Source organism: Microlunatus phosphovorus NM-1 (assembly GCF_000270245.1).
GTDB classification, from domain to species: domain Bacteria; phylum Actinomycetota; class Actinomycetes; order Propionibacteriales; family Propionibacteriaceae; genus Microlunatus; species Microlunatus phosphovorus.
Genome location: NC_015635.1, coordinates 4,180,163 through 4,204,812, shown reverse-complemented (window position 1 = coordinate 4,204,812; position 24,650 = coordinate 4,180,163). Strand labels below are relative to the sequence as shown.

The window sequence follows — 24,650 nt, the reverse complement described above, 5'->3', positions numbered from 1 at the left end:
TCCTCCTGTTCGGCTCGAACTTGAGTCGCGCTGATCAGGTTGTCTAGTCTGGCAGGTCTTGATTGCGCAGGTTGTCACGTCTTCGCATCATTCGACTATGACCGATGTGCTCACCGATGCTGTGCTGACCAATGAAGAGAAGCTCGCTCACCTGGACGCGGAGCAACTGCGTCAGCTGGTCGGGCTCGTTGAATACGACGCATCCCATGACCCCTTCCCGGTAACTGGCTGGGACGCCGTCGTCTGGATCGTCGGGAATGCCACCCAGACTGCGCTGCACTATCGGACCGCGTACGGGATGAAGCTGGTCGCCTATTCCGGTCCGGAGACTGGTCAGCGCGACCACAAGGCGTACGTCCTCACCTCCGGCGGGTGCCGGTTCGTGATCATGGGTGGAGTGGCGCCGGACAGTCCGCTCCATGATCATCATCGGGCGCACGGCGACGGAGTGTCCGACATCAGCCTGGAGGTGCCCGATGTGGACGTCTGCGTCGCCCACGCCATCAAAGTGGGGGCCAGGGTGCTGGTCGAGCCGCACGACGTGACCGACGAACACGGCACCATACGCACGGCCACCATCGCCGCGTACGGCGACACCGTGCACAGCCTGGTCGACCGGTCGCGCTATGACGGTCCCTATCTGCCGGGCTTCGTCGCGTACGAGGACACGTTGGTGGGCGACCGGCAGCCGGTGTTCTGGGCGTTGGACCACGTGGTCGGCAACGTCGAGCTGGGCCGGATGGACGAGTGGGTGGAGTTCTATCACCGGGTGATGGGCTTCACGAACATGGCGGAGTTCATCGGTGATGACATCGCCACCGACTACTCGGCACTGATGAGCAAGGTCGTGGCGAGTGGCAACCATCGGGTGAAGTTCCCGCTCAACGAGCCGGCGATCGCCAAGAAGAAGAGCCAGATCGACGAGTTCCTGGAGTTCTACGACGGCCCGGGCGCTCAGCACCTGGCGTTGGCCACCGACGACATCGTGGCGGCGGTGGACACTCTCCGGGCAGCCGGCGTCGAGTTCTTGAACACGCCGGACTCCTACTACACCGATCCCGAGTTGCGGGCTCGGATCGGCGAGGTCCGGGTGCCGATCGAGACCCTGCAGGAGCGCGGCATCCTGGTCGACCGGGACGAGGACGGCTATCTGCTGCAGATCTTCACCCGACCGATCGGCGACCGGCCGACGGTGTTCTTCGAGCTGATCGAGCGGCACGGCTCGCTCGGCTTCGGCAAGGGCAACTTCAAGGCCCTGTTCGAAGCCATCGAGCGGGAGCAGGAACGCCGCGGCAATCTGTGACCGGTCCCTCTGCAAGCAACCTAGCCCAGACCCGGATCTGCTCGATCTTGTAGGCGTCGCTCGATCTACAGATAGAGCAGATCCGACAAGATCGAGCGAAACCGATGGGGACAGGGCACTCTGTAGATTGGGAGGGTGTCTGAGATCCCCGTAGGTTCGCCGCCGGTTCCGCCGGGGCGTCATGCCGCACCCAGCGGCTGGTATCCCGATCCGGTCAACCCCGCCAACGAGCGCTACTGGGACGGCTGGCAGTGGTCCCGGAACACTCGGCCGATCGACAATCCGGCGCCGCCGGCCGGCCCGCCCGGCTACGCGCCGCCGGGAACCTCCCAATCACCTGGCCAACTGCCCTCCGGGCAACAGTCCTACGGACAACCGCAGCAGCCCGCTGGCCAACAGCCGTATCCACCACAGCAGTACCCGCCACAACAGTACGGTCAGCAGCCGTACGGGCAGCCCGGCTATGCACAGCCGTACGGATTCAAGCCGATCGCGACGACCGCCGACGGGGTGCCGTTGGCCGGCTGGTGGTCGCGTGCCCTGGCCATCGTGATCGACGCGGTGCTCGTCAGCACTGTCGCGGCGTTGCTGGCGATGCCGATCTATCTGCGGATGGCACAGACCGTGGGTGACTTCTTCCGCGAGTCGTTCCGCGCTGCCGAGCAGGGCCTGCCGATGCCGCCTCAGCCAGACGTTTCGACGTTCATCTCCGCCACCGACCAGTTGATCCTGCTTGCGGTGACGTTCGGTTTGCACACGCTCTATCTGGTGGCTTTCGTGCGTTGGCGGAGCGCCACCCCGGGCAAGATGATCGTCGGTCTGCGGGTGGTCCCGGTCGACCAGGGGCGGAGCACCGAGAAGCTCAGCTGGTCGGCCGTCGTCTTTCGAGCACTCTGCTGGACTCTCCCGAACACGTACGCGCTGCTGATCGTGGTCCGAATCGCCGATGTCGTGCTCCCGCTGACCAACCCCAGACGCCAAGCACTGCACGATCTGGTCGCCAGAACCCAAGTGATCCGGACCAGATAGCGATCCTCACCAACAAGCTGCTGCTTCATCCCCGACATCGGGGGTTGAGCCAGCAGCTTGTTGTGTCTCTGCACCGGCTAGCTGGTCGGAGCCGGGGTGATCCGACCGGACACCTCGCCCAGCCGGATGACGCCGCCGTTCGGCCCGCCCGGCGCCCGGCCGCGCAGCACGACCTCGTCCCCGTCGGCGAGGAAGGTTCGTTCCTCACCGCCGAGCAGCAGCGGCTCCGAGCCGTTCCAAGTCAGCTCCAGCAGCGACCCGCGCTGCTCAGCTGCCGGGCCTGAGATGGTGCCCGAGCCGAACAGATCGCCGGTGCGCAGCGAGGCGCCGTTGCTGGTCAGATGGGCCAGCATCTGGGCGGGGGAGTAGTACATCGACGCGTACGGGCAGGTGCTCACCAGATAGCCGTTGATCCAGACCTCGACCTCGATCGCATAGCCGCTCACCTCACCGCGCAGATAGTCCAGCAGTTGCGGCTCCTGCGGCGGCAGCGGGCAACGCGCCGCATCCAGGGCGGCCAGCGGCAGCACCCAGGCCGAGATCGAGGTGGCGAAGCTCTTGCCCAGGAACGGACCGAGCGGCACATACTCCCAGGCCTGCAGATCCCGTGCCGACCAGTCGTTGAGCAGCACCGCCCCGAAGACGTGCTCGGCGAAGGCATCGACACCGACCGGTACGCCCTGGGTCGATCCGACACCGACCACGAAGCCCAGCTCCGCCTCGATGTCGAGCCGGCGGCTGGGCCCGAAAGTCGGCTCCTCCTGGTCCGGTGCCTTTCGTTGCCCATTCGGTCGTACCACCGGCGTACCGGTCGGCACTACGGTGCCCGCCCGGCCGTGATAGCCGATCGGCAGGTGCTTCCAGTTCGGTGTCAGCGGCGCGCCTCCGGGACGGAAGATCCGTCCGACATTGGTGGCGTGATATTCGCTGGCGTAGAAGTCGACATAGTCGGCCACCTCGATCGGCAGGTGCAGTTGCACGCTCCCGGCCGGCCGCAGATGTGGCTCGACGATCTCCCGACCGGACTCCTCGGTCAGCAGCGCCTGCAGCAGGTGGCGCGCCTCGGCCCAGGCTTCAGGCCCCAGCGACATCAGCGGATTCAGGGTGGGCTGCTGGAACACCTCGCCTTCCAGCCCCGCGGAATGCGCCATCTCAGACAGGTCGAGCACCTGGTCACCGATCGCGACACCCACCCGGCGAACCTCGGAATCGGGGGTGGTGAAGATCCCGTACGGCAGTTCCTCGGCGCCGAACGGCGCTCCCGGTGCGACCTCGAACCAGCTCATCGCACGGACTCCAATCCGGTGAGCAACCCTAGTGTGACCAGGTCCTGGACCGGGTCGGTGACCCCGCAGCAGCCGAAGCTGCGGAATCGCCGCCGGACTCGGGTCACGGTCGCATCATCCCAGTCGCTCAGCGCGGCGTAGATCCGGCCGGGGTCGTCCAGCCGCAACAGCTCGGCCGCCTGGTCGGTGCCGGCTCCGTCGACCAGCGCCTCGACGGCCATCAGCACGGTCAAGAACCCGTGCTGGTGCAGGGTCTCGCCGCGCTCATTGAGGATCCGGTTCGGCCAGGCTCGGTGCAGCCCGGCGGTCGCCTTGAACGGCAGATCGGCCTCGATCAGCTCCGAGAGCTGCTCGGCCAGCTGGTCGGCCGTCGGGTACGCGTCCGGCACCACCCCGCCGGTCCGGATCTTTCCCGACAGCCCGGCCGCCTCGATCACCTCGATCGCCGCGACCCAACCGGGCTGGAACGGCAATTCCACGAAGATGGCGACCTCGTCCGGGTCGAACTCCTGCGCAGCCGCCACCACTCGCTGCGCGTTGCCGCGCAGATCAGCCAGGTCGCGCAAGGCGATCTCGGTGGCCACCACCTGCAGGCCCGGCAGGTCCCGGCGGGCCAGCGCCGTCAGCCCGCCGGCGCCGCTGGTGATCACCACGCTGATCGGCAGCGGCGTACCATCCGGAGCCGAGTCGCGGGCGGCTCGGGATGCTGTGGCCAGCTCGGTGTCGGGCAACACCAGCGGGCCGATCAGCGGCGCGTACCCGGCGGACCGGTGAACCCGATGCTCGTCGACGGCGTCGCTGACGGCCGCATTGCCGGGCGGGAAGACCGCGGCATCGTCGACCAGTCGTTCGAACAGCGCATCCAGAGAGCCCACACCTGCACAATAGGGCCCGGCACAATGACCCTGTGGCCGACTACACGAGCGCTGACGTCGAGATGCAGCTGACCCGTCTGCGGGCCGCCTGTCTGGCGCTGCCGCAGACCTCGGAACGCCTCAGCCACGGCGGGCCGTGCTTCTTCATCCGGGAGAAGAAGTGCTTTGTGATGTTCCTCGACGACCATCATTGCGACGGTCGGCTGGCGATCTGGTGTGCGGCGCCCGAGGGCGCTCAGGCCGAGATGCTCGAGACGGAACCGGACCGCTTCTTCCGTCCCCCGTATGTCGGGCATCGTGGCTGGCTCGGCGTGCACCTGCGCACCGTCACCGATGAGGAGTTGACCGCGATCGTCACCGAGGCGTTCCGCACCATCGCGCCGCCGACTGTGCTGCGGCTAATGTGAGGTATGGCCTTCTATCGCAGCGTCGGCGAGATCCCACCCAAGCGTCATACCGTCTTCCGGCAGCTGGATGGGACGCTCTACGCCGAGGAGTTGATGGGGGAGGAGGGCTTCTCGTCAGACTCGTCCCTGCTCTATCACCGGGGCATTCCCTCGGCCATGAGCGGGGCGCGGGTCTGGGACCTGCCGGACCTGACCACAGTGCCGAATCACCCGTTGCGTCCCCTGCACCTGCGGCTGCCCGCGTTGTTCGTGGGTCGTGATCCTGCCGAGGTCGACCTGGTCACCGGTCGGATCCTGGTGCTGGGCAACGGTGATGTCCGGATCAGCTATGCGGTCGGATCCCAGGCCTCGCCGCTCTATCGCAACGCCGTCGGGGATGAGTGCGTCTACATCGAGTCCGGCTCAGGCGTGGTCGAGACCGTCTTCGGTGCGTTGACCTTCCAGGACCGGGACTACGTGCTCATCCCGCGCGCCACGGTGCACCGCTGGCTGCCGGACGGCGTGGTGAAGGCGTACGCGATCGAGGCCAACTCCCACATCTCACCCCCGAAGCGCTATCTGTCCCGGTACGGCCAACTGCTGGAGCACAGCCCGTACTGCGAGCGGGATCTGCATGGGCCGACCGAGCCGCTGCTGGTCGAGGGCACCGACGTGGAGATCTACACCAAGCATCGAGGCAACGGACCGAGCGGCATCGTCGGCTCGATCGTGTCGGCGAGCACGCACCCGTTCGACGTGGTCGGCTGGGACGGCTGCCTCTATCCGTACACGTTCAACGTCGACGACTTCGAGCCGATCACCGGCCGGGTGCATCAGCCGCCGCCGGTCCATCAGGTCTTCGAGGGATACAACTTCGTGGTCTGCAATTTCGTGCCGCGCAAGGTCGACTACCACCCGCTGGCGATCCCGGTGCCTTACTACCACTCCAATGTGGACTCCGACGAGATCATGTTCTATTGCGGCGGCGACTATGAGGCTCGAAAGGGTTCCGGCATCGGGCTGGGCTCGATCACCGTTCACCCCGGCGGTCACAGTCACGGGCCCCAGCCGGGTGCGGCGGAAGCGGCCATCGGCAAGCACTACTTCGACGAGCTCGCGGTGATGGTCGACACCTTCCGTCCGCTCGAGCTCGGACCCGGTGCGCTGGCCAGCGATGACGGAAAGTATGCGGGCAGCTGGGATCGAGTACTACACGAGTAGTCACGTCCTGAGAGGGGGTGGAGGATGTATCACGCACGGCGGCCGGGTCGTCCTCTCTATATGCCCCGACACACGGGGTCGCCACGCCCAAGGGAGATCCGATGACCGACACGTACACCGTCCTGTGGGACATGAGCCGCAGCAATCTCGACGAGCCGTTCCGGGGCGGACTGGAGAGTGTTACCCCTGGTGGCGCATCGACTGCGCGGGTGCAGCGAACCGAGCTGACCAAACGGGAGGTACGTGATCTCTCCCGCGCGCCCGAGGTCGCCGCGGTCGCTCCGGTGATGCCGACGAACCTGATCGCACCGGTGTCGAACGACGAGGCCGGGGTGGAGGCCGCGGCCGAACCGGCACCGGGCGGCGTGGCCTGGGGGATCGAGGCCGTCGGTGCCGTGGCCAGTCAACGCGACGGCTCCGGTGTGGTGCCGGCCATCCTGGACACCGGCATCGATGCCTCCCATCCGGCGTTCACCGGCGTGACCCTGGATCAGGTGGACTTCTCCGGTTCCGGCAACGGTGATCGCCAGGGGCACGGCACTCACTGCGCCGGCACGGTGTTCGGCCGCGATGTCGACGGCACCCGGATCGGGGTCGCCCGCGGCGTCAGCCATGCGCTGATCGGCAAAGTGCTCGGTGACGACGGCAGCGGCGACTCCGACATGCTGTTCCGCGGCATCCAGTGGGCCGCTCAGAGCGGCGCCCAGGTGATCTCGATGTCGCTGGGATTCGACTTCCCGGGGCTGGTGCAACGGCTGGTGCAGCAGGGTTTCCCGGTCGACCTGGCGACCTCGCGGGCACTGGAGGCCTACCGGGCGAATCTGCGGATGTTCGACACTTTGATGCGGCTGCTGGCGGCTCAGATCGACTTCACCGGGGGCACGGTGGTGGCCGCGGCCAGTGGCAATGAGAGCAAGCGCAAGGTCAACCCGGACTATGAGATCGGGGTGTCTCTGCCGGCGGCCGCCGACGGGGTGCTGTCGGTCGGCGCCCTGGGCCGCTCGCCGAACGGGCTGGTCATCGCCCCCTTCTCCAACACCTTCCCGCAGGTGGCCGGACCCGGTGTCGAGGTGCTCTCGGCCAAGGCCGGTGGCGGTCTGGTCGCCTTCAACGGCACCTCGATGGCCACCCCGCATGCGGCCGGGATCGCCACCTTGTGGTGGCAGGACGTGACGGCCTCCCCGCTGCCGTCGACCTCGACGACCGTCACAGCTCGAATGCTCGCTGCCTGCGACCTCAGCCAGCTGGCACTCGATGTGGACGTCGCAGACCGCGGCATGGGTCTGGTCCAGGCACCGGCGCAGCAGCTGCCCTAGGCAGGCCCGTGAGCGGGAAGACGGCGCGCCCGGCGTGCGGAGAAGCGATGAGCGAAGACACGTCTTTCGTCTTCGCGAAGAGTGACGACGTCGCCGGTGAACGCGGGCCGTCGTCGCGAGCGGGTCCGTCAATCTGCTCAGAGCGGGAAGTCGACCCCGGTCAGCTCTTCCGACGCCGTCCACAGCCGTTTGGCCAGTTCAGGATCGCTGGCTTCGGTGGACCGGCCGAGCAGGATCGGGGTGCCACGATTGCCGGCCATTCCGGCTGGGCCCACATACGACCCACCCGGGATGTCGGCGGTCGCGGCGAACAGCGACGACCAGGCACCATGTTCGGGAGATTGCCCCATCACCTTGGTGACCATCAGGGTTGCCCGGTCCGCCACCGCGTTGCCGCTGTGGCCCTGCAGATTGGTGCGGACGAAGCCCGGGTGGACAGCCATCGCGCGGACGGAGGAGCCGGCTGCGGTCAACCTCCGCTGCAACTCCAGCACGAACAGCAGGTTCGCCAGCTTCGACTGCCCGTACGCGGGCCACTGCCGATAGCGGCGATGCTCCCAGTTCAGATCGGTCAGGTCCAGGTGGCCCACCCGGTGGGCGGCCGAACTGAGGCAAACGATCCGGTCGGTGATCCAGGGCAGCAGCAGGTTGGTGAGCGCGAAGTGCCCCAGGTGGTTGGTGCCGAACTGCAACTCGAAGCCCTGCGCGGTTCGGGTCAGCGGGACCGCCATCACACCGGCATTGTTGATCAAGAGGTCGATCGGGTCGACCCAGGCAGCGGCGAAAGCGCGGACCGAGTCGAGATCGGCCAGGTCCAGCGGGCGAGCCTGCGCGTCAGCTCCCAGCCTACGGACCACATCCTCGGCCTTTGCCAGGTTGCGAGCCGCGACCACGACCCGAGCGCCCTTGTCGGCCAGCACGTGTGCAGTGGCTTGGCCGACGCCGCTGGTGGCGCCTGTGATGACCACCGTGCGCCCGGCTTGTGACGGAATCTGCTCGATCGACCACGGTGCCCGGTTCGCCATCAACTCACCGTATTCCCTCGGTCTCGACCGCGACACGGGCCGCGGCCCATTCGGTGATCACCTCGGCCGTGTTGGCGGGAGCTACGGCGGCGGTCAGGTCCAGCAGGACCGTGGTGTCGAAGCCGTTGCGGGCCGCGTCCAGCGCGGTGGCCTTGACGCAGTAGTCGGTCGCGATCCCGCAGACATCCACGTCGGTCACCTCCCGGCTGTGCAGCCAGTCGGCCAGCGGCTCGCCGTCGCACTTCCCCTCGAAGCCCGAGTACGCGGCCGCATACTCGCCCTTGTCGAAGATCGCCTCGAACCTGGTGTCACCGAGATTCGGGTGCAGTTCAGCGCCGGCGGTGCCGGCCACACAGTGCACCGGCCAGGAGTGGACGTAGTCGGGGTGCTCGGAGAAGTGATCGCCCGGATCGATGTGGTGGTCGCGGGTGGCGATCACATGGTCGTAGCCGTGCTCATCGGCGATCAGCTCCGCGATCCGTCGTCCGACCTCGGCGCCGCCGGCCACCGCCAGCGACCCGCCCTCGCAGAAGTCGTTCTGCACGTCGACGACGATCAGCGCCCTGGTGCCTCCGGTCATGTCTCTCCCCTCAGAGCTTCGGTGCGTACGGGTTGTCCAGCGAGCCGTGCTCATCGAGATAGGCGGTGTCGATCACCGGTTCGCCGCGGGACATCTTCCACGCCTCCAGCGGCAGCTCCGCCCGGGATCGTCGGTGTCGCTCGCGGGCTGCCGCCAGATCCTCCTCGACCAGGATCTCACCGCCCTGCACCAGGGGCACCAGCAGTTCGCGGTCGTTGTGATCGCCGACCGGAGGAGCGCCGATGCCGATCAACTCCAACTCGGCAACGCCACGATCGTTGAACCGGCGCAGCGCGAATTTGCGACCGCCGACGCTGACCTTGTCGGTGCTCTTCTTGGCGACCGAGACCAGCGGGGCCCCCGGGTCGTCAGTGTCGGCGCGGGCCACCAGCTTGTAGACGAAACCGCAGGTCGGATGCCCACTGCCGGTGACGAGCGCGGTGCCCACCCCATAGCCGTCGACCGGCGCACCGGACAGGGCGGCGATGTTCCACTCGTCCAGGTCGGAGGTGACGATGATCTTGGTCTGGGTCGCGCCGAGGGAGTCCAGCAGGGCACGTACCTGGGTGGCCAGCAGCGCCAGATCGCCGGAGTCGAGCCGGACCGCGCCGAGCTTTCCGTCCGTCAACTCCACCCCGGTACGCACCGCGTTGGTCACGTCATAGGTGTCGACCAGCAGAGTGGTGTCGGTGCCGAGCGCGGCGATCTGGGCGCGGAACGCCTCGGTCTCGTCGCCGTGCAGCAGGGTGAAGGAGTGCGCGGACGTGCCACGAGTGGGTACGTGGTAGCGCCTGCCTGCCTCCAGGTTCGAGGTGGCCTCGAATCCGGCGATGTAGGCGGCGCGGGCAGCGGCCACGGCAGCCAGCTCCTGGGTGCGCCGGGAGCCCATCTCGATGCAGGGCCGATCGCCGGCCATCGCCGTCATTCGTGACGCAGCCGACGCGATCGCCGAGTCGTGGTTGTAGATGCTGAGCAGCACCGTCTCCAAGATGACGCCCTCGGCGAAGGTGCTGTCCACGACCAGCAACGGAGAGCCGGGGAAATAGATCTCACCCTCCGGATAGCCCCAGATGTCACCGGAGAAGCGGAAGTCGGCGAGCCAGTCGGCGGTGGGCTGGTCGACCACGTCCGTATCAAGCAGGAAGCGCAACGACTCCTCATCGAAGTGAAAGGCACGCAACGCTCGCAGGGCACGGCCGACCCCGCACACCACGCCGTACCGACGACCGGGCGGCAAGCGGCGGCCGAAGAGCTCGAAGACGCTGTGCCGGTTCGCCGTGCCCGCCTGCAAGGCAGCCCGCAGCATGGTGAGCTCGTAGTGATCGGTCAGCAATGCGGTGGTGGGCACCCGCGTCGGGCCCCAAGCGCTGGAAAGGCTCACAAGCTGAACCTAGGGCATCGCTGCCCGATCGAGCACCCTGCAGCGCTGCCGGATCGGGCGCGACAGCGCGGGATTCGCGGTCAGAGAATGATGAGGAGGTGGTCGGGATGAATGCACAGGAGTTGCTCGGCGCAGAGCCCGCATACCGAAGCACGTCGCGCACCAGCGACGAGGGCGCAGGCTGGACACCGGAGACCACGGACGCGCTCGCCGAGCTCCCCGATGCCGCTTGGGTGGCATTGGCGTGCGAGCAGCCGACCGGCGACCTGCCGTCGGCCGCGGACGGTCGGGCTCTGCGCCAACTGCCCCGCAAACTCACCTGGTTTCGGGCAAAGGTGCTCTGGGGAACCCGCAACGACTTCATCGCTCGGTTGTCCGACCCGACGGCGGGGTTGCGTCGCCGGCACGTGGGCGACCCGGATCGGCACCGGCTCAGCGTCGACCTGACCACACCGGCCGGACAGGGGTCCGAAGGACCATTGTCCTTCCTGCTGATGGGTGACACCGGCGAGGGTGATTGCAGCCAGTACGCCCTGGTGCCACCGCTCACCACCGTCGCGGCGCGGGTGAACGCACGTTTCCTCTTTGTGTGCAGCGATGTCATCTATCCGGTGGGCCGGCTCAACGACTACACGGTGAGGTTCTATCACCCGTACAAGACGCTCCCGGTGCCGATCTATGCCATTCCCGGCAACCACGACTGGTACGACGGACTCGAAGCGTTCATGACCAACTTCGTCGGCCCGGACGCGGTCGGGGCAGCGGCCGCGGAGGTGACCGCCAAGCCCAGCTCCCGGCTGGCTCGCGTGCGAGCCTGGTGCCTGGATCTCATCCGCGAACTGCTGTGGTCGAACCCGAACTGGAACCTGAACCAGGAACTGATCGCCGCTGGTCCGCCGATGCGCGGGGCGGCCAACCAGCAGCGGCAGCCGGCTCAGCCGGGGCCGTACTTCACCATCGAGACCGACCACGTACGGTTCGTCTGTATCGACACCGGGATCCTCGGTGGCCTCGACGGTGACCAGGGACGCTGGCTGCGGGAGGTGTCCGCCGACGAGAAGCCCAAGATCTTGTTGACCGGGAAGCCGCTGGTGGTCGACGGCGAGGTCAAGCGGGCGTACCGGATCGAGGACGCGCCGCCCGAGCTGGACACAGTGCTGAAGGTCGCGCACCATCCCGACCATCACTACGTGGCCGTCATCGGCGGCGATGTCCACAACTATCAGCACTACCGGGTACGGCTGACGGGGCCGGGCCAGCCGCCGGGGCGGGTCATGCATCACATCGTGTCCGGGGGTGGCGGCGCCTTCATGCACGCGACGCATCTGGTGTCGTACGTCGACACGGCGGAGGAGGATCTGGCCTTCGGCGAGCAGGACTATCGGGCCTACCCGCTGCGGATGGACTCGCTGGCCGCGTTCAGCATCGTGCTGCAGTCGGTCGTCTCGCGTCTGCGGCTGCCACTGAAGATCCAGATCGACGACCGCCAGGCCGCGCAGATGATCAACCAGCGCTTCACCCGGCTGGGCGCGCCGGAGCCCTACCCGGAGCTGAGACGGCCGGGTGAGCCGGTCGCACCGGCCGCACCGCCGCCGCTGACCTGGCTGCAGCGGGTGGTGAATCGAGGCATCCTGGTGGCAATCGGTGGCCGGCGGTTCCAGAGCCTGCTGGCCCCCGCGCTCGATTGGGATCGCCCGCCGTTCTTCAAGCACTTCCTGCAGCTCGAGGTCGGTCCCGCCGGGGTCCGCGTCCGCTGCTATGCGGTGACTGGTCGAGGAGGCAAGGACGAGATTGATCCGCCGGTGGAGGAGGAGTTCACCATCCCCATCGGTTGAGATCGCGGGATCGGCCCGAGATTTGCGACAATGGTCGGTATGCCCGAGACCGAGGGCGGGCAGGTGACGCCCGCCGGAAGCACCGCGATCGCCGACCGTCCCCAAGAAGAGGCCCTCATCCAGACACCCTGGGTGACGATCGTGTGGGACGACCCGGTCAACCTGATGTCGTACGTGACGCATGTCTTCGTCACCTATTTCCACTACGCCAAGTCCAAGGCGCGACGGCTGATGCTGCAGGTCCACACGGAGGGCAAGGCGGTGGTGTCCAGCGGCTCCCGCGAGGAGATGGAGCGGGACGTCACGGCGATGCACGAGTTCGGCCTCTGGGCCACCCTGGACAAGGCTGAGAAGTAGGCGATCGACGACATCATGCGAAAGTTCCGGCGCAAGAGCGGGGCGGTGGTCACTCAGCTCAGCGGCTATGAAGTGGAGCTGCTGACCTCTTTGGTCAACCAGCTGGTGGAGATGATCAGCGACGGTCAGCCCGAGACCTTCCAGCGGCCCGAGAGCAGCGATCCGTTCGAGTTGTGGGCCCAGGAGCTCGCCGTCGATCCCGATCAGCCCGAAACCCACGACGATCCCGTGCTGCGACGGCTGTTCCCGGATGCCTATCCGCACGATGCTCAGGCGTCCTCGGACTTTCGTCGGTTCACCGAGCGAGAGATGAAGACGAAGAAGATCGCCGACGCGCAGGTGGTGTTGAGCTCCCTGGCCGCGACCGCGGGTGGGACGATCGCCTTGCGGGTGCCCGCCGAGGAGGTCCAGCCCTGGTTGCGGACGTTGACCAGCGTGCGGATCGCGGTGGCGACTCGGCTCGGCATCACCGACGCAGAGTCGGCGGAGGAGCTGGCCCAACTGCCCGACGACGACCCGCGGAGCTTCATGGTGAGTGTCTACGACTGGCTCGGGTTCGCCCAGGAGACGATGATCTCCGCGCTGTGACTCCTGTCGCGCTGGAAGGGCGCCTCGAGGCTCCGTCCTTCCTCCCGCGCTCGCGACCCGACTCCGTCGTGGTGACAATGAGCGGTCGACTCAGTCGCGGTGACAGTGAGCGGTCGCTCGCTCACTCGTCAGGACGGAGCCGGCACCCCGCCATCGCTCCGCGCTGTGATTCCTGTCGCGCTGGCAGGGTGCCTCGAGTCTCCGTCCTTCCTCGCTCGCTCGCGACCTGACTCAGTTGCGGTGACAGTGAGCGGTCGCTCGCTCACTCGTCAGGACGGAGCCGGCACCCCGCCATCGCTCCGCGCTGTGATTCCTGTCGCGCTGGCAGGGTGCCTCGAGTCTCCGTCCTTCCTCCCTCGCTCGCGACCCGGTCCAGTCGCGGTGACAGTGAGCGGTCGCTCGCTCACTCGTCAGGACGGAGCCGGCACCCCGCCATCGCTCCGCGCTGTGATTCCTGTCGCGCTGGCAGGGTGCCTCGAGTCTCCGTACTTCCTCCCTCGCTCGCGACGTGACTCAGTCGCGGTGACCTCGCAATGCGACTCAGTTGCGGTGACAGTGAGCGGTCGCTCGCTCACTCGTCAGGACGGAGCCGGCACCCCGCCATCGCTCCGTCTACGCTGGCGCGCGTGTTGAGGATCTCCCAGGATTATGTCGACGCGATCATCACCCACGCTCGGCGCGATTTCCCGGATGAGGCGTGTGGCGTGATCACCGGACCGGAGGGCTCCGATGTGCCGGCTCGCTTGATCCCGATGATCAATGCCGACCGTTCGCCGACCTTCTTCCGGTTCGACCCGGCTGAGCAGTTCGCCCTGCACAAGGAGATGGACGCCCGCGACGAGGAGATCGTCGTGGTCTACCACTCTCACACCTCCACCGAGGCATATCCGTCGCGGACCGACATCAAGTTCGCGGCGGAGCCACAGGCGCACTACCTCCTCGTGTCGGTGGCCGAGACGGGAGCCGAGGACGGACCGGCCGAGGTCCGGTCGTACCGGATCTTGGACGGTGTGGTCACCGAGGAGGAGATCGAGATCACGGCTGATCGGCCCGCCGCCGCGGAACAGCCGGAATAACCCTGGCCACCGTCGTGGTTATGCGACGGTACGCGACAGCGACATCCCCGCGCCGAACCAACAGACCCAGGCGCGGGGGAACTGAACGAGGAGACGACGAACGTGGCCGTTGAAGTACGGATTCCGACCATCCTGCGGACTTACACCGGTGGTGCCAAGGCGGTGGCCGGCGACGGCGGCACCCTCGCCGAGGTGATCGATGATGTCGAGAGCCGTCATCCCGGGCTGAAGGCCCGACTGGTCGAAGAGGCCGGCCTTCGCCGGTTCGTGAACGTCTATGTCAACGACGAGGACGTCCGGTTCACCGGCGGTCTCGGGGCTCCCACTGCCGACGGCGATGTCGTCGTCGTGCTGCCGGCCGTCGCGGGTGGTTGCTGACGACGTCGCCTTCGGCGACCGTTCAGCGACACCGCTGTCCTCTCGACGCAGATGCGTTTCGACTCGTTGGCCGACTCGGTCGGCCAGACCCCGCTCATCGGTCTGCCGCGCCTCTCGCCGGCCGAGGGCGTACGGCTGTGGGCCAAGCTGGAGGATCGCAACCCGACCGGCTCCATCAAAGACCGCGCGGCGTTGAACATGATCAAGGTTGCCGAGGCCGACGGCACGCTGCGGCCCGGCGCCACGATCCTGGAGCCGACCAGCGGCAACACCGGCATCTCGCTCGCGATGGCGGCGAAGCTGGCCGGCTATCGGATGATCTGCGTGATGCCGGAGAACACCTCCATCGAGCGCAAGCAGATCCTGGCCATGTGGGGGGCGGAGATCGTCTCGTCACCGGCCGCCGGCGGCTCCAACGAAGCCGTCGCGGTGGCCAAGAAGCTCGCCGCCGAGCACCCCGACTGGGTGATGCTCTACCAGTACGGCAATCAGGCGAACGCCGAGGCGCACTATCTGACCACCGGCCCGGAGATCGCCGCGGACCTGCCCGAGGTGACCCATGTGGTGGCCGGGCTCGGCACCACCGGCACCTTGATGGGGATCGGGCGCTACTTCCGCGAGACCAAGCCCGGGGTCAAGATCATCGCCGCCGAGCCCCGTTACGGCGAGTTGGTGTACGGGCTGCGCAACATCGACGAGGGCTTCGTACCGGAGCTCTACGACCCGCAGTATGTGGACGCGCGCTTCTCGGTGGGTTCTCGTGACGCTGTTCGGCGGGTGCGCGAGCTGCTCGAGCGGGAAGGCATCTGGGCCGGTCTGTCGACCGGTGCCATCCTGCACGCGGCGCTGGCGCAGGGCGTCCGGGCGGCGAAGGCGGGTAAGACCGCTGACATCGTGGTGATCATCGCCGACGCCGGCTGGAAATATCTGTCCACCGGCGCTTACACGACCGACCTCGACACCGCCGAGGATGTCCTCGACGGCCAAGTCTGGGCGTGATTCCTCCGGGCCCCGCCCGACCTCGTTCGCTCCACGCGGCCTGACCTGACCCCAGTGTTGTTCAATGGCCCTCGCTGGACGTGCACCATTGAACAGAATTCCGGCTGAGCGCCGGCGGATGCCGTGCGAAGGTCAGCCAGCTGGCGACCAGTACGGGTCGCGGCCGGCGCAGGCGAGGACTCGGTCCAGCAGGGGAGCGCCGTCGGCCACCGCCAGCCGTGGCCCGAAGAGTCCCGCTCGGGCCGACGGATCATCCGGGGTGTTGAACACCATCACCCAGGAAGCGTCCAGGTTCGGCTCCGCGACCTCGTACGGCTGATCGGTTGCCGCCGCAAGGTCCCAGCCATGCAGGACCAGTTCGTTGTTGACCACGAAACCCATGTCTGTGGCAGGCAGGGTGATCCCGCCTGCGGTCGTCTCGCCCTCCCATGCCGCCGGATCGCTCCAGGCTGCGACCAGACGCGTCAGCCGGGCCGGGATCTCGGTCCGCCAGTCATCCGCCAACGTCATCGCCCACGGATTCGGTGGCGTACTCGTCGTCGGCCCCGGGACCTTGCCCGCGGCATCGGTGAAGGCTGCCGCCAGCCCGGAGATGTGGGTCAGCAGGACCCGTACGGTCATCTCGGCACACGGTGTCGGATCGCCCAGCTGCTGGTTGCGCACTCCCGCCACCAGGCGCGACACCTGATCGGCGGGATGGGTCAAGTTCACGGTCATGGTCGTCCTCCTTGTCGCCAACTCCATCCACCCTGGCACGGTTTTGTCCCATGGTCCCCCGTGGGCGTGCACCATTGAACAGAACCGGAGGAGGGCGGGCGGCTCGGGCTGGTGTCCCTATTGACGCCAGAATTGCAGGTACTCCACTGACCCGAAGATGGTCAGGAAGACCGCATAGCCGGCGATCACGACCAGCGCACCGCCGAGATTCGCTCGCCTGCCGGCGCCCTTCTTCGGATCGAGCCACCCCTGCAGCGCTCGTCCGGCAGCAGGCATCAGCACCCAGGTCAGCAAGCTGACGCTGATCACTTGGCTCAAGAACATGGTGAGCCACACGTCGGTGCCCAGCCGGCGGATCAACGGATCGACGAATCTGGAGAGCAGCATCACCGTCGGATAGAGCACCAGCAGCACGACCATGTTCGTCTTCCAGTTGGGTGTGACCTCGGCGACGCCGTCCTCGATCCGGACCGTGGATCCGAAGGACTGGTGAGTGACGACGTGGAACTTCCCGCCGAGCTGCTCCCGGAGCCGGGGGAGTGCCGACTGTCTGGTCCCGGACTCCATCCAGTCCTGGAGCCGCTGCTCGGTCCGGAACCTGATCAGCGACGTCCATCGCCCGTCCTCGCTGGTCGGCGGGAGAACCGTCGTCCCCCGGTAACCGGGAGAAGCCGCGGCGAGCTCGGTCAACTCGATCTGGGCCGCGATGAACGCTGTCTCGGTCCCCCACTCGATCCGATGGAGCACCAGGCCGAGACCTGGCGTACGGGGTGAGCCGTCGACCACGATCTCGAGCCCGGCGGGCAACGGTGTCGGCGGGGCGGGATCGGGCAGAGCGGGCCCGGATGGGGGGATTGTGTCGAGCCATTGGTCCAACGCAGCCTCATCGCGGAACGTCACCGCGATGGCCCAGTCGAGCCTGTCCGAGGTCAGCACGGAGACCTGCCAGCCGAGATAGCCCGGCTGGGTCTCAGCCGAGCCTGCGACGGTTGCCGCGAATGACTCGAAGACCTCCAGCGGGACCGTGCGGTGGAATCGGAGAATCGCGGTCGCCACTGGCCTACGGTGCTCCATGGTCTTTCCTTCGCGATCCGCAGCGGTCGTGTCCCGTACGTCAGTCCTGTCGGTAGCCGGACAGGGGGCCCAACCGTGGCTGAGACGCCGCGTCGGTCACGGCATCCGCGCCGACCGCGCAGGCGATTCGAAGCGCGTCCTCGTCACTCTCGCCGCTGTTCAGCGCCAGCACCATCGCCGCGCAGAAGGCGTCCCCGGCACCGATCGTGTTGACGACCTCGACCTTCGGCGAGGGCACCGACGCCACCTCTCGCCCCTGACGCAGCAAGGACGCGCCCTTGGAGCCGTACGTGATCACCAGCACCTTGGCCGAGGCCAGCTCGGGCATCTGCTCCGCTTCGGTTTCGTTCACGATCACCAGATCGCACCGGTCACGAAGCTCGGCGGGGATCGGTTGGGAAGGTGAGGCGTTGATGGCGAAGAAGCCCGGTGCCCGTCGGGCAGCCTCCAGAACGACCTCCAGGGAGATCTCCAGCTGGCACAGCACGGCCTCGTCCGAACCGAACTCCGCCTCGGTCAGATCGAGGGCGTCGTTGGCGCCGGGGCAGACGGCTATCTGATTCTGGCCGTCCTCGTCGACGACGATGAGGGCTGTGCCCGTGGCAGCCGAGACTCGTTGTACGGACTCGGTCTGCACCCCGGCCGCGGCCATCGCGGCCAGCACTCGATCGCCGCCCTCATCACTTCCGATGGCACCGATCATCCGCACCTGCGCTCCCAGCCGCGCGGCGGCCGCTGCCTGATTGCCGCCCTTGCCGCCCGGCTGATGGCTCAGCACACCACCACCCACGGTCTCGCCTGGGCCGGGGAGCCGCTCGGTCGTGGCGATGATGTCGAGGTTGATGCTGCCCACGACACAGAGCGCGGGGGCCATCGGCTTTTTGGTCACGATGTTCCTTACCTGATTCAGAGGCTGACGATGCGTTCCAGCAGCATCGGGGCGAACGGACGCTCGAGCTCGAGGACGACCTGGGCGTGCGCGCCCGGCTGCTCTGGGAAGCCGCGGAATCTGCCGCGCAGGTCGGCGATCGTCTGACCGCGACCGGGCCCATCGGTATCGTCCACCACCACGTCGACCACCGGAGCACTCGCGTACGTCAAATGCCCGCAGGCTGCGGCCGCCGCCAGCGGGTCGTGGAGGGCGACCGCCCGACGGCCGAAGACGCCTGTGTAGAAGTCGGCGTACCCGTCCATCATGGCTGCGATGGCACCAGCGACCGGTCGGCCCGAGTCGACCAGGGCGATCCGATCCGCTTCCTCGAACTGGTGATCCATGGTGACGTCGAGACCGAGCGTCGTGACCTGCCACGGGGCCGCCAGCACCACCGCGGCGGCTTCGGGGTCGTGGTTGACGTTGGCCTCAGCCACCGGCGTCATGTTCCCCGGAACCATGGCAGCGCCACCCATGACCACGACGCGATCGACCAGCTCCGAGATCGCCGGATCCTTCTGTACGGCGGCCGCCAGATTGGTGAACGGGCCGACGGCCAAGACCCTCAGCTGGCCCGGGTGCTCGTGGGCGAGCCGGATCAGCATGTCCACCGCGTGCTCGTCGACCGGCTCAGCGGCCGCGGTGGGCAGCTCGATGTCACCGATGCCGTTGGCGCCGTGGACCTCGGGGGAGCCACCGTCGAAGGGATGCGCCAGCCAGTCGTGGCAGCCCACCGCAACCGGGATGTCTGCTCGGCCGGCGATGCCGAGCAGATCGAGGGTGTTGCGGGCGGCCTGTGCGGCGGAGCAGTTCCCGCCGACCGTGCCGATGCCCTTGATCTCGATCTCGGGCGTGGCCAGCAGATAGGCCAGCGCCATCGAGTCGTCGATGCCGAGGTCGGTGTCGAAGTAGATCGGTGTCTTGGCGAGTGTCACAGTCACGACTCTTTCAGGGTGTGGACGGGCTGTCGGGATGCGGGTGGTCCTTGAACGCGATCCTGGGTTCAGGACGCAGACGGTGCTTCAGGACGCGGTCAGGGGCTTGGGGCGCAGCAGGAAGCTCGATACCAACGCGGCCGCACCGATGGCGACGCACACCCACAGAGCCGTGTGATAGCCGGACGCCGTACCGGCCGAGACGATCGGACCGGCCCAGGCGAATCCGATGGAGGCACCGATGCCGAAGCAGGCATTGGAGATCCCCGGCAATGATCCGGGCGCGTCGTCAGGTGCCTGCACCACGCCCATGCCGCTCGCCGAGGTGAGCATCAGTCCGTTGTAGCCGACCCCGAACAAGATCATCAAGACGAACACGATCCACTTGTCCAGGGCGAAGACGGCGGTCGCAGCGGTGACGAGCAACGTCAGGATGATGCCGGCTCGCAAGGTGGTCACGAAGTGGGTCCTGACCGCCAAGCGACCTGCGATGGGTGCTGTCGCCAGGCCGAGCAGTGCGGCGGGGGTGAGGAACATGAGGGCCATCGCGGTCCCGCTCATTCCCCAGCCGACCTCGGCGTCCTCGGCGATCGCGGGCACGATGAAGTTCAGCACGACATAGAACGCACTCAGACCGAGGGTGACTGAGGTCAGCACCGGCCAGACCCGCAGGGAACGCATGTGGCGCACCGCGATCAGCGGGCTGGCCACCCTCGACTCCACGACCACGAACACGACCATGCTGATGATCGCTGCCGCGATCCACGCCAGGGCCGGACCGGAGAGCCAGCCGCGAGTGCCGCCGGTGGTCAGATACAGGTTGATCGAGGCCACGGCGGCGCCGAGCAGGAGACCACCGATCCAATCCATCTTGCCGACGGCCCCTGCCTTCGGCCGACCACCGGGGACCGCGATCAGCGCAAACCCGATGGCAGCGACGCCGACCACGGCGATCAGGATGAAGATCGAGCGGTAGCCCCAGGCGTCGACCATGACGCCGCCGAGCAGGGTGTCCAGGCCCGCCACGCCGCCGTTGATGGCCGAGACCACACCGACGCAGGCCCCGAACGTCGGACCGCTCAGGTGCTCACGGAGGATCATGTAGGCGAGGCTGAACGAGATCACGCTCCCGCCCTGCAGGATGCGGCCCGTCACCATGACCGGCAGCGATGTCGCGAGGATGCACACGATGGTGCCGAGGACGGTGACGGCCATGATGCCGATCAGCACCGGCTTGCGACCGACGAAGTCGCTCCAGCGGGCGAAGATGACCGAGACGATAGCCCCGGCCAGGAAGAAGTAGTTGCCCATCGCGGTGAAGGCGTTGGCGCCGAACTGGTCGTTGATGGCACCGATGGCCGGCACCAGCATGCTCGCATTCAGCTGAAACGAGATCACCGCGCTGACCAGCGCGGCGACGAGCAGCACCGTCTGGCCCTTGGACAGGGTGGGGCCACCGGGGTCGGACGTCTCGGAGCCCGACGGGGTCCTGGGTGCTTGCATGCACTACCTCCAACATCGCAGGTGTCTAGTTGTTGGACATCACTTGTGAGATGTCTAACCTCTTGCAGATTAGTTGGGTTTCCGGTGAGGCGTCAACCCGACTCGACGGGGTGCGACGGGTCTCGTCAGCGGGCGCGCTGATCCGCGGTCGAGGGCCGGTCCGCGGGCTCACGGGTGCGAGACTCCTGGTCATGATCGCCGTTCGGGTAGGTCGAGTTCGCTACGGTCTGACCTAGCCCATGTCGCTCTGCCCGCGAGCGCAGGCCGTAGCAGGGAGGATCCACAGTGCCGAGGTCTACGACTTACCTTGACACGCAGCTGACGGTGCAGGCGGGCGTACCCCTTCGCGTGGCCGTGTACGACCGGATCGCCGATGGCATCAAGTCCGGGAAGCTCGCCCTCGGGGAGCCGCTGCCGGGGGAGGGCGAGCTGTCTCGACAGCTGGGGGTGAGCCGCACCGTTGCTCGTGAGGCGCTCCTGCTGCTCGAGGAGGACGGTCTGGTGCGCAATCGCCGGGGAGTCGGTCGGTTCGTGACCAGCAGGCTGCCACAGATCGGCTTGGAGCGGATCCAGTCGCCGGAGGCATTCCTGTCGGTCGCCTCGAGCGTCCGATTCGTCCGCACGAAGATGGAGATCGAGCTGGCCTCGGCGTGGGTGCGGGAGGGCCTCAACCTGCGCGAAGGGGACAACTCCTGGATCTGGGAGTCGATTGTCAGTGACGGCGACCGGCACATCGGGGTGACCCAGGAGCATGTGCCGGTCGGCTCGCGCCTGGCCGACGTGGACGAGGCACTGGCAGATGCCATCGACGCTGTGCCGGCCAACGGCCACAGCCTGTTGCGGGTGATCATGGAGTCACTGCCGGAGCGCCTGGGCCCGGCGGTCGCTCAGGTTTCCGCATCTCGGATCGGCAGCACCCGGGCCGCGATCCTGGGCGTCAAGCGCGACGATCCCGGACTCGTCATCACTCAGCGCGTCGATTACAAGGGCCGCCCGCTCTATCTGGGCAAGCACGTTCTCCTCGCGGAGGCCGCCCAGATCGCCGTCATGCAGTCCTGAGATCGTCCGGTAGCCAGATCCGGGCCAGCAGTGCGGCACTCCGCCTGGACACTGCGTAGGCTGATCCGCTGTGATCACGCAGCCCGTCGCATCGGACTTTTGGTCAGGTCTCCGCTCGTGAGCCGGTTTTCTGACCAGAGATCCCCGCTGGCCGAGGCGCCGATCGGGATCTTCGACTCCGGGTTCGGCGGCCTGACGGTGGCGCGGGCGGTGATCGATCAGCTCCCGTACGAGGATGTGGTCTATCTCGGCGACACGGCCCGCACCCCCTATGGGGACCAGCCCATCGCCGACGTCCGCGAGTTCGCCCTGGAGTGCTTGGACCATCTGGTCGACCAGGGTGTCAAGATGCTGGTGATCGCCTGCAACTCGGCCAGTGCGGCAGTGCTGCGGGACGCCCGAGAACGCTATGCCGTGCCTGTGGTCGAGGTGATCATGCCCGCGGTGCGCCGGGCGGTGGCGGCGACCCGTTCCGGGAACGTCGGGGTCATCTGCACCACGGCGACGGCCACCTCCCAGGCCTACGACGATGCCTTCACCGCCGCTCCGCAGGTCGAGCTGCGTACTGTCGCCTGCCCGCGATTCGTCGGCTTCGTCGAGGCGGGCATCACCAGTGGCGATGAACTGCGCGCCTGCGCCGAGGACTATCTCGCCTCGCTGCGCGCGGAACGGATCGACACTTTGATCCTCGGCTGCACCCACTATCCGCTGCTGACCGGGGTGATCTCCTATGTCCTCGGCGACGGCGTGACCCTGGTGTCCAGCGCCGATGAGTGCGCCAAGGACGTGTACGCGACTCTGACCCGCCTTGGTCTGATCCACGACCGGCCACGAACAGCCCGGCACCGGTTCTGGACGACCGGCCATCCCGGGGACTTCGCCGGCATCGGCCGACGGCTGATGGGCGGCGGAATGATCGATGAGGTGGAGCAGCTTGCCGCTGTTCCCCGGATCTGAACCGCTGGCACCCCTAGAGTCAACCCCGTGGTGGATGGACGAGCGTTTCCGGCCGAGACGAGCCGCTGGTGACCATGCAGCTCACGATCGTCGGTGCCAGCGGCTCGGTGTCGGGTCCGCTCTCGCCAGCCTCCAGTTATCTGGTGCAGGCACCGCATCAGGGCCGCACCTTCTCCTTGCTGCTCGATCTCGGCCCTGGCGCGTTCGGTGCGCTCTATCGCTATCTCGATCCGGCGGAGATCGATGCGGTCGCGGTCAGTCATCTGCATCCTGACCACTGCATCGACCTCTGTGGGATGTATGTCGCCGGCCGCTATGCTCCGACCGCGCCCTGGCAGCGGATCCCCGTGTACGGCCCGAGCGGCACCCCCGAACGACTGGCCCGAGCGTATGAGGTGCACGACGCCTCAGAACCAGGGCTCTCGATCGCGGACTGGTTCGATCACCGGGTCTGGCAGTCCGAGCAGGTCATCGGTCCGTTCACCGTGACCACGGTGCGCGTGGCGCATCCGGTGGAGGCGTACGCGCTCAAGCTGGTCGAGAACACCGCCGATGGGGGCAGTCTGGTGTTCACCGGGGACACCGGGCCGACGCCGGTGCTGGCCCCGTTCGCCCGCGGCGTCGACGTGTTGCTGTCCGAGGCGGCGTTCCTGTCCGGCGCGGACAACCCGCCCGATCTGCACCTGACCGGGGCACAGGCGGCCGAGGTCGCCGACCAGGCCGGGGTAGAGCTGTTGATCCTGACCCATATCCCTCCCTGGCATGACCCCGAGACGGTCCTGGCCGAAGCGCGGAGCGTACGAGACCGGCCGATCGAGCTCGCCACGCCCGGCGCCCGCTGGACCGTCGGGCGCTGAGCAAGCAGCCGGCTTCCGCGGCCTCTCGTTTGTTCGGAGCCCGCCCAGACCCGCCCCGATTCCGACTTCGCACCATTTGCTGCTACTGCGCACCAGGTAGACGTGGTGCGAGGTGACACGAAATGGTGCGAAGTCCGAGTTGCCCCATACGCAGCCGAACAGCGAGCCGACGACTAGCACTGTCGGAGGTTGCGCCTAAGGTTCTGGTCTGTGACGACAAGCCCGACAGCGACCGAGACCGCAGCAACTCAGACCACCACCCGGACCGATGGACGCAGCAACGACCAGTTGCGCCCGGTGAGATTCAGTCGTGGCTGGCTCGAGGCGGCCGAGGGATCGGTGTTGGTCGAGTTCGGCTCCACCCGGGTGCTGGTCGCCGCGAGTGTTACCGAGGGGGTGCCGCGGTGGCGGAAAGGATCGGGCCTGGGCTGGGTGACGAGCGAGTACGCGATGCTGCCCCGCGCCACGAACACCCGGTCGGATCGTGAGTCGGTGAAGGGCCGAATCGGCGGCCGGACCCACGAGATCAGCCGACTGATCGGCCGTAGTCTGCGCGCCGTCATCGACTACCAGGCATTGGGTGAGAACACCATCGTGCTGGACTGCGATGTGCTGCAGGCCGACGGCGGCACCCGGACCGCCTCCATCACCGGCGCGTACGTGGCGCTGCACGACGCGGTCGGCTGGCTCCGGGAGCGCAACCTGCTGGTGGGCGAGCCGCTGATCGGCTCGGTCGCGGCGGTGTCGGTCGGCGTCGTGGGCGGTACGCCGATGCTGGACCTGTGCTACACCGAGGACTCCGGAGCCGACACCGACATGAATGTGGTGATGAGCGGCGCCGGAGACTTCATCGAGGTGCAGGGCACCGCGGAGGGCGTGCCGTTCGATCGCTCTGTGCTGAACCAGTTGTTGGACCTCGGCGCCGCCGGCTGCGCGGAGCTGACCCGGCTGCAGCAAGCGGCCCTCGCCTCCTGAGAGTGGT

Annotated in this window: 25 protein-coding genes; 15 read left to right on the top strand and 10 right to left on the bottom strand. The window is 67.4% G+C overall.

The genetic code is table 11. From position 1 onward, the window contains the following. Positions 1–97: 97 nt before the first annotated feature. Complete coding sequence (hppD, locus tag MLP_RS18875; RefSeq protein ID WP_013864760.1) at positions 98–1,303, top strand: 4-hydroxyphenylpyruvate dioxygenase; 1,206 nt, start codon at positions 98–100, stop codon at positions 1,301–1,303. Positions 1,304–1,438: 135 nt separating this feature from the next. Beyond that, positions 1,439–2,332, top strand: a complete 894-nt coding sequence (locus tag MLP_RS18870; protein WP_013864759.1) for an RDD family protein — start codon at positions 1,439–1,441, stop codon at positions 2,330–2,332. Positions 2,333–2,409: 77 nt separating this feature from the next. Here MLP_RS18870 and fahA read toward each other — a convergent pair whose 3' ends face one another. Both fahA and MLP_RS18860 read right to left on the bottom strand, forming a co-directional pair. Then, positions 2,410–3,618 carry a fumarylacetoacetase gene (fahA, locus tag MLP_RS18865; RefSeq protein ID WP_013864758.1) on the bottom strand — a complete coding sequence of 403 codons (1,209 nt, stop codon included), beginning with the start codon at positions 3,616–3,618 and terminating at the stop codon, positions 2,410–2,412. Next, positions 3,615–4,493 carry a hypothetical protein gene (locus MLP_RS18860; RefSeq protein ID WP_013864757.1) on the bottom strand — a complete coding sequence of 293 codons (879 nt, stop codon included), beginning with the start codon at positions 4,491–4,493 and terminating at the stop codon, positions 3,615–3,617. Before MLP_RS18860 ends, fahA begins: the two co-directional genes overlap by 4 nt. Before the next feature lie 32 nt (positions 4,494–4,525). Between MLP_RS18860 and MLP_RS18855 the strand changes: the two genes are divergently transcribed. From MLP_RS18855 to MLP_RS18845, 3 genes are all read left to right on the top strand, one after another. Continuing rightward, the gene (locus tag MLP_RS18855; RefSeq protein ID WP_013864756.1) at positions 4,526–4,900 is read left to right on the top strand and encodes an MmcQ/YjbR family DNA-binding protein; all 375 of its coding nucleotides are present in this window, start codon (positions 4,526–4,528) and stop codon (positions 4,898–4,900) included. A gap of 3 nt (positions 4,901–4,903) precedes the next feature. Next, complete coding sequence (locus MLP_RS18850) at positions 4,904–6,100, top strand: homogentisate 1,2-dioxygenase (RefSeq protein WP_013864755.1); 1,197 nt, start codon at positions 4,904–4,906, stop codon at positions 6,098–6,100. Between the two features lie 101 nt (positions 6,101–6,201). Continuing rightward, complete coding sequence (locus MLP_RS18845) at positions 6,202–7,416, top strand: S8 family peptidase (RefSeq protein ID WP_013864754.1); 1,215 nt, start codon at positions 6,202–6,204, stop codon at positions 7,414–7,416. Positions 7,417–7,553: 137 nt separating this feature from the next. Here MLP_RS18845 and MLP_RS18840 read toward each other — a convergent pair whose 3' ends face one another. From MLP_RS18840 to MLP_RS18830, 3 genes are read right to left on the bottom strand one after another with little or no spacing between them, the layout of a single operon-like run. Continuing rightward, positions 7,554–8,441 (bottom strand): oxidoreductase, encoded by an 888-nt coding sequence (locus MLP_RS18840; protein ID WP_013864753.1) that lies wholly within the window; start codon positions 8,439–8,441, stop codon positions 7,554–7,556. 4 nt (positions 8,442–8,445) lie between these two features. Further along, a complete protein-coding gene (locus tag MLP_RS18835; RefSeq protein WP_013864752.1) occupies positions 8,446–9,021 on the bottom strand; it encodes a nicotinamidase in 576 nt (191 codons plus the stop codon). Positions 9,022–9,031: 10 nt separating this feature from the next. Next, positions 9,032–10,402, bottom strand: coding sequence for a nicotinate phosphoribosyltransferase (locus tag MLP_RS18830; RefSeq protein ID WP_013864751.1), 1,371 nt, complete (start codon positions 10,400–10,402; stop codon positions 9,032–9,034). A 107-nt stretch (positions 10,403–10,509) separates the two neighbouring features. On the opposite strand from MLP_RS18830, the gene MLP_RS18825 reads away from it, so the two are divergent. From MLP_RS18825 to MLP_RS18800, 6 genes are all read left to right on the top strand, one after another. Continuing rightward, entirely contained in the window at positions 10,510–12,237 is a 1,728-nt protein-coding gene (locus MLP_RS18825; RefSeq protein ID WP_013864750.1) for a metallophosphoesterase family protein, read from the top strand. A gap of 30 nt (positions 12,238–12,267) precedes the next feature. Then, entirely contained in the window at positions 12,268–12,594 is a 327-nt protein-coding gene (gene clpS / locus MLP_RS18820; protein ID WP_013864749.1) for an ATP-dependent Clp protease adapter ClpS, read from the top strand. A gap of 15 nt (positions 12,595–12,609) precedes the next feature. Further along, entirely contained in the window at positions 12,610–13,182 is a 573-nt protein-coding gene (locus MLP_RS18815) for a DUF2017 domain-containing protein (RefSeq protein ID WP_013864748.1), read from the top strand. Between the two features lie 626 nt (positions 13,183–13,808). Beyond that, positions 13,809–14,258, top strand: a complete 450-nt coding sequence (locus MLP_RS18810) for a Mov34/MPN/PAD-1 family protein (RefSeq protein WP_013864747.1) — start codon at positions 13,809–13,811, stop codon at positions 14,256–14,258. Positions 14,259–14,360: 102 nt separating this feature from the next. Continuing rightward, positions 14,361–14,636: a MoaD/ThiS family protein gene (locus MLP_RS18805; RefSeq protein WP_013864746.1), complete on the top strand. Its 276-nt coding sequence runs from the start codon at positions 14,361–14,363 to the stop codon at positions 14,634–14,636. 51 nt (positions 14,637–14,687) lie between these two features. Then, positions 14,688–15,635, top strand: coding sequence for a PLP-dependent cysteine synthase family protein (locus tag MLP_RS18800; RefSeq protein ID WP_013864745.1), 948 nt, complete (start codon positions 14,688–14,690; stop codon positions 15,633–15,635). A 132-nt stretch (positions 15,636–15,767) separates the two neighbouring features. Here the strand turns inward: MLP_RS18800 and MLP_RS18795 are convergent, their stop codons facing one another. The 5 genes from MLP_RS18795 to MLP_RS18775 all read right to left on the bottom strand — a co-directional run bounded on the left by MLP_RS18795 (position 15,768) and on the right by MLP_RS18775 (position 20,795). After that, positions 15,768–16,352: a TIGR03086 family metal-binding protein gene (locus tag MLP_RS18795; protein WP_013864744.1), complete on the bottom strand. Its 585-nt coding sequence runs from the start codon at positions 16,350–16,352 to the stop codon at positions 15,768–15,770. A 117-nt stretch (positions 16,353–16,469) separates the two neighbouring features. Beyond that, positions 16,470–17,426, bottom strand: coding sequence for an antibiotic biosynthesis monooxygenase (locus tag MLP_RS18790; RefSeq protein WP_070100482.1), 957 nt, complete (start codon positions 17,424–17,426; stop codon positions 16,470–16,472). A gap of 40 nt (positions 17,427–17,466) precedes the next feature. Then, positions 17,467–18,315 (bottom strand): ribokinase, encoded by an 849-nt coding sequence (locus MLP_RS18785; RefSeq protein WP_013864742.1) that lies wholly within the window; start codon positions 18,313–18,315, stop codon positions 17,467–17,469. Between the two features lie 17 nt (positions 18,316–18,332). Beyond that, positions 18,333–19,298, bottom strand: a complete 966-nt coding sequence (locus MLP_RS18780; protein ID WP_197536441.1) for a nucleoside hydrolase — start codon at positions 19,296–19,298, stop codon at positions 18,333–18,335. A gap of 81 nt (positions 19,299–19,379) precedes the next feature. After that, positions 19,380–20,795, bottom strand: coding sequence for an MFS transporter (locus MLP_RS18775; RefSeq protein ID WP_013864740.1), 1,416 nt, complete (start codon positions 20,793–20,795; stop codon positions 19,380–19,382). 285 nt (positions 20,796–21,080) lie between these two features. Here MLP_RS18775 and MLP_RS18770 point away from each other — a divergent pair, with 285 nt between their 5' ends. From MLP_RS18770 to rph, 4 genes are all read left to right on the top strand, one after another. Further along, positions 21,081–21,854 (top strand): GntR family transcriptional regulator, encoded by a 774-nt coding sequence (locus MLP_RS18770; RefSeq protein ID WP_013864739.1) that lies wholly within the window; start codon positions 21,081–21,083, stop codon positions 21,852–21,854. Between the two features lie 117 nt (positions 21,855–21,971). Beyond that, a complete protein-coding gene (gene murI / locus MLP_RS18765) occupies positions 21,972–22,811 on the top strand; it encodes a glutamate racemase (RefSeq protein ID WP_013864738.1) in 840 nt (279 codons plus the stop codon). A gap of 74 nt (positions 22,812–22,885) precedes the next feature. Next, positions 22,886–23,668: an MBL fold metallo-hydrolase gene (locus MLP_RS18760; protein ID WP_041792967.1), complete on the top strand. Its 783-nt coding sequence runs from the start codon at positions 22,886–22,888 to the stop codon at positions 23,666–23,668. A 210-nt stretch (positions 23,669–23,878) separates the two neighbouring features. Further along, the gene (rph, locus tag MLP_RS18755) at positions 23,879–24,643 is read left to right on the top strand and encodes a ribonuclease PH (RefSeq protein WP_013864736.1); all 765 of its coding nucleotides are present in this window, start codon (positions 23,879–23,881) and stop codon (positions 24,641–24,643) included. The last annotated feature ends 7 nt before the right edge of the window (positions 24,644–24,650 follow it).

Excerpts from the sequence above, each read along its gene's own strand:
- hppD (WP_013864760.1), top strand. The coding sequence starts at position 98 with ATGACCGATGTGCTCACCGATGCTGTGCTGACCAATGAAGAGAAGCTC.
- fahA (WP_013864758.1), bottom strand. The coding sequence starts at position 3,618 with ATGAGCTGGTTCGAGGTCGCACCGGGAGCGCCGTTCGGCGCCGAGGAA.
- MLP_RS18850 (WP_013864755.1), top strand. The coding sequence starts at position 4,904 with ATGGCCTTCTATCGCAGCGTCGGCGAGATCCCACCCAAGCGTCATACC.
- MLP_RS18845 (WP_013864754.1), top strand. The coding sequence starts at position 6,202 with ATGACCGACACGTACACCGTCCTGTGGGACATGAGCCGCAGCAATCTC.
- MLP_RS18840 (WP_013864753.1), bottom strand. The coding sequence starts at position 8,441 with ATGGCGAACCGGGCACCGTGGTCGATCGAGCAGATTCCGTCACAAGCC.
- MLP_RS18835 (WP_013864752.1), bottom strand. The coding sequence starts at position 9,021 with ATGACCGGAGGCACCAGGGCGCTGATCGTCGTCGACGTGCAGAACGAC.
- MLP_RS18825 (WP_013864750.1), top strand. The coding sequence starts at position 10,510 with ATGAATGCACAGGAGTTGCTCGGCGCAGAGCCCGCATACCGAAGCACG.
- clpS (WP_013864749.1), top strand. The coding sequence starts at position 12,268 with ATGGTCGGTATGCCCGAGACCGAGGGCGGGCAGGTGACGCCCGCCGGA.
- MLP_RS18815 (WP_013864748.1), top strand. The coding sequence starts at position 12,610 with ATGCGAAAGTTCCGGCGCAAGAGCGGGGCGGTGGTCACTCAGCTCAGC.
- MLP_RS18800 (WP_013864745.1), top strand. The coding sequence starts at position 14,688 with ATGCGTTTCGACTCGTTGGCCGACTCGGTCGGCCAGACCCCGCTCATC.
- MLP_RS18795 (WP_013864744.1), bottom strand. The coding sequence starts at position 16,352 with ATGACCGTGAACTTGACCCATCCCGCCGATCAGGTGTCGCGCCTGGTG.
- MLP_RS18790 (WP_070100482.1), bottom strand. The coding sequence starts at position 17,426 with ATGGAGCACCGTAGGCCAGTGGCGACCGCGATTCTCCGATTCCACCGC.
- MLP_RS18775 (WP_013864740.1), bottom strand. The coding sequence starts at position 20,795 with ATGCAAGCACCCAGGACCCCGTCGGGCTCCGAGACGTCCGACCCCGGT.
- MLP_RS18760 (WP_041792967.1), top strand. The coding sequence starts at position 22,886 with ATGCAGCTCACGATCGTCGGTGCCAGCGGCTCGGTGTCGGGTCCGCTC.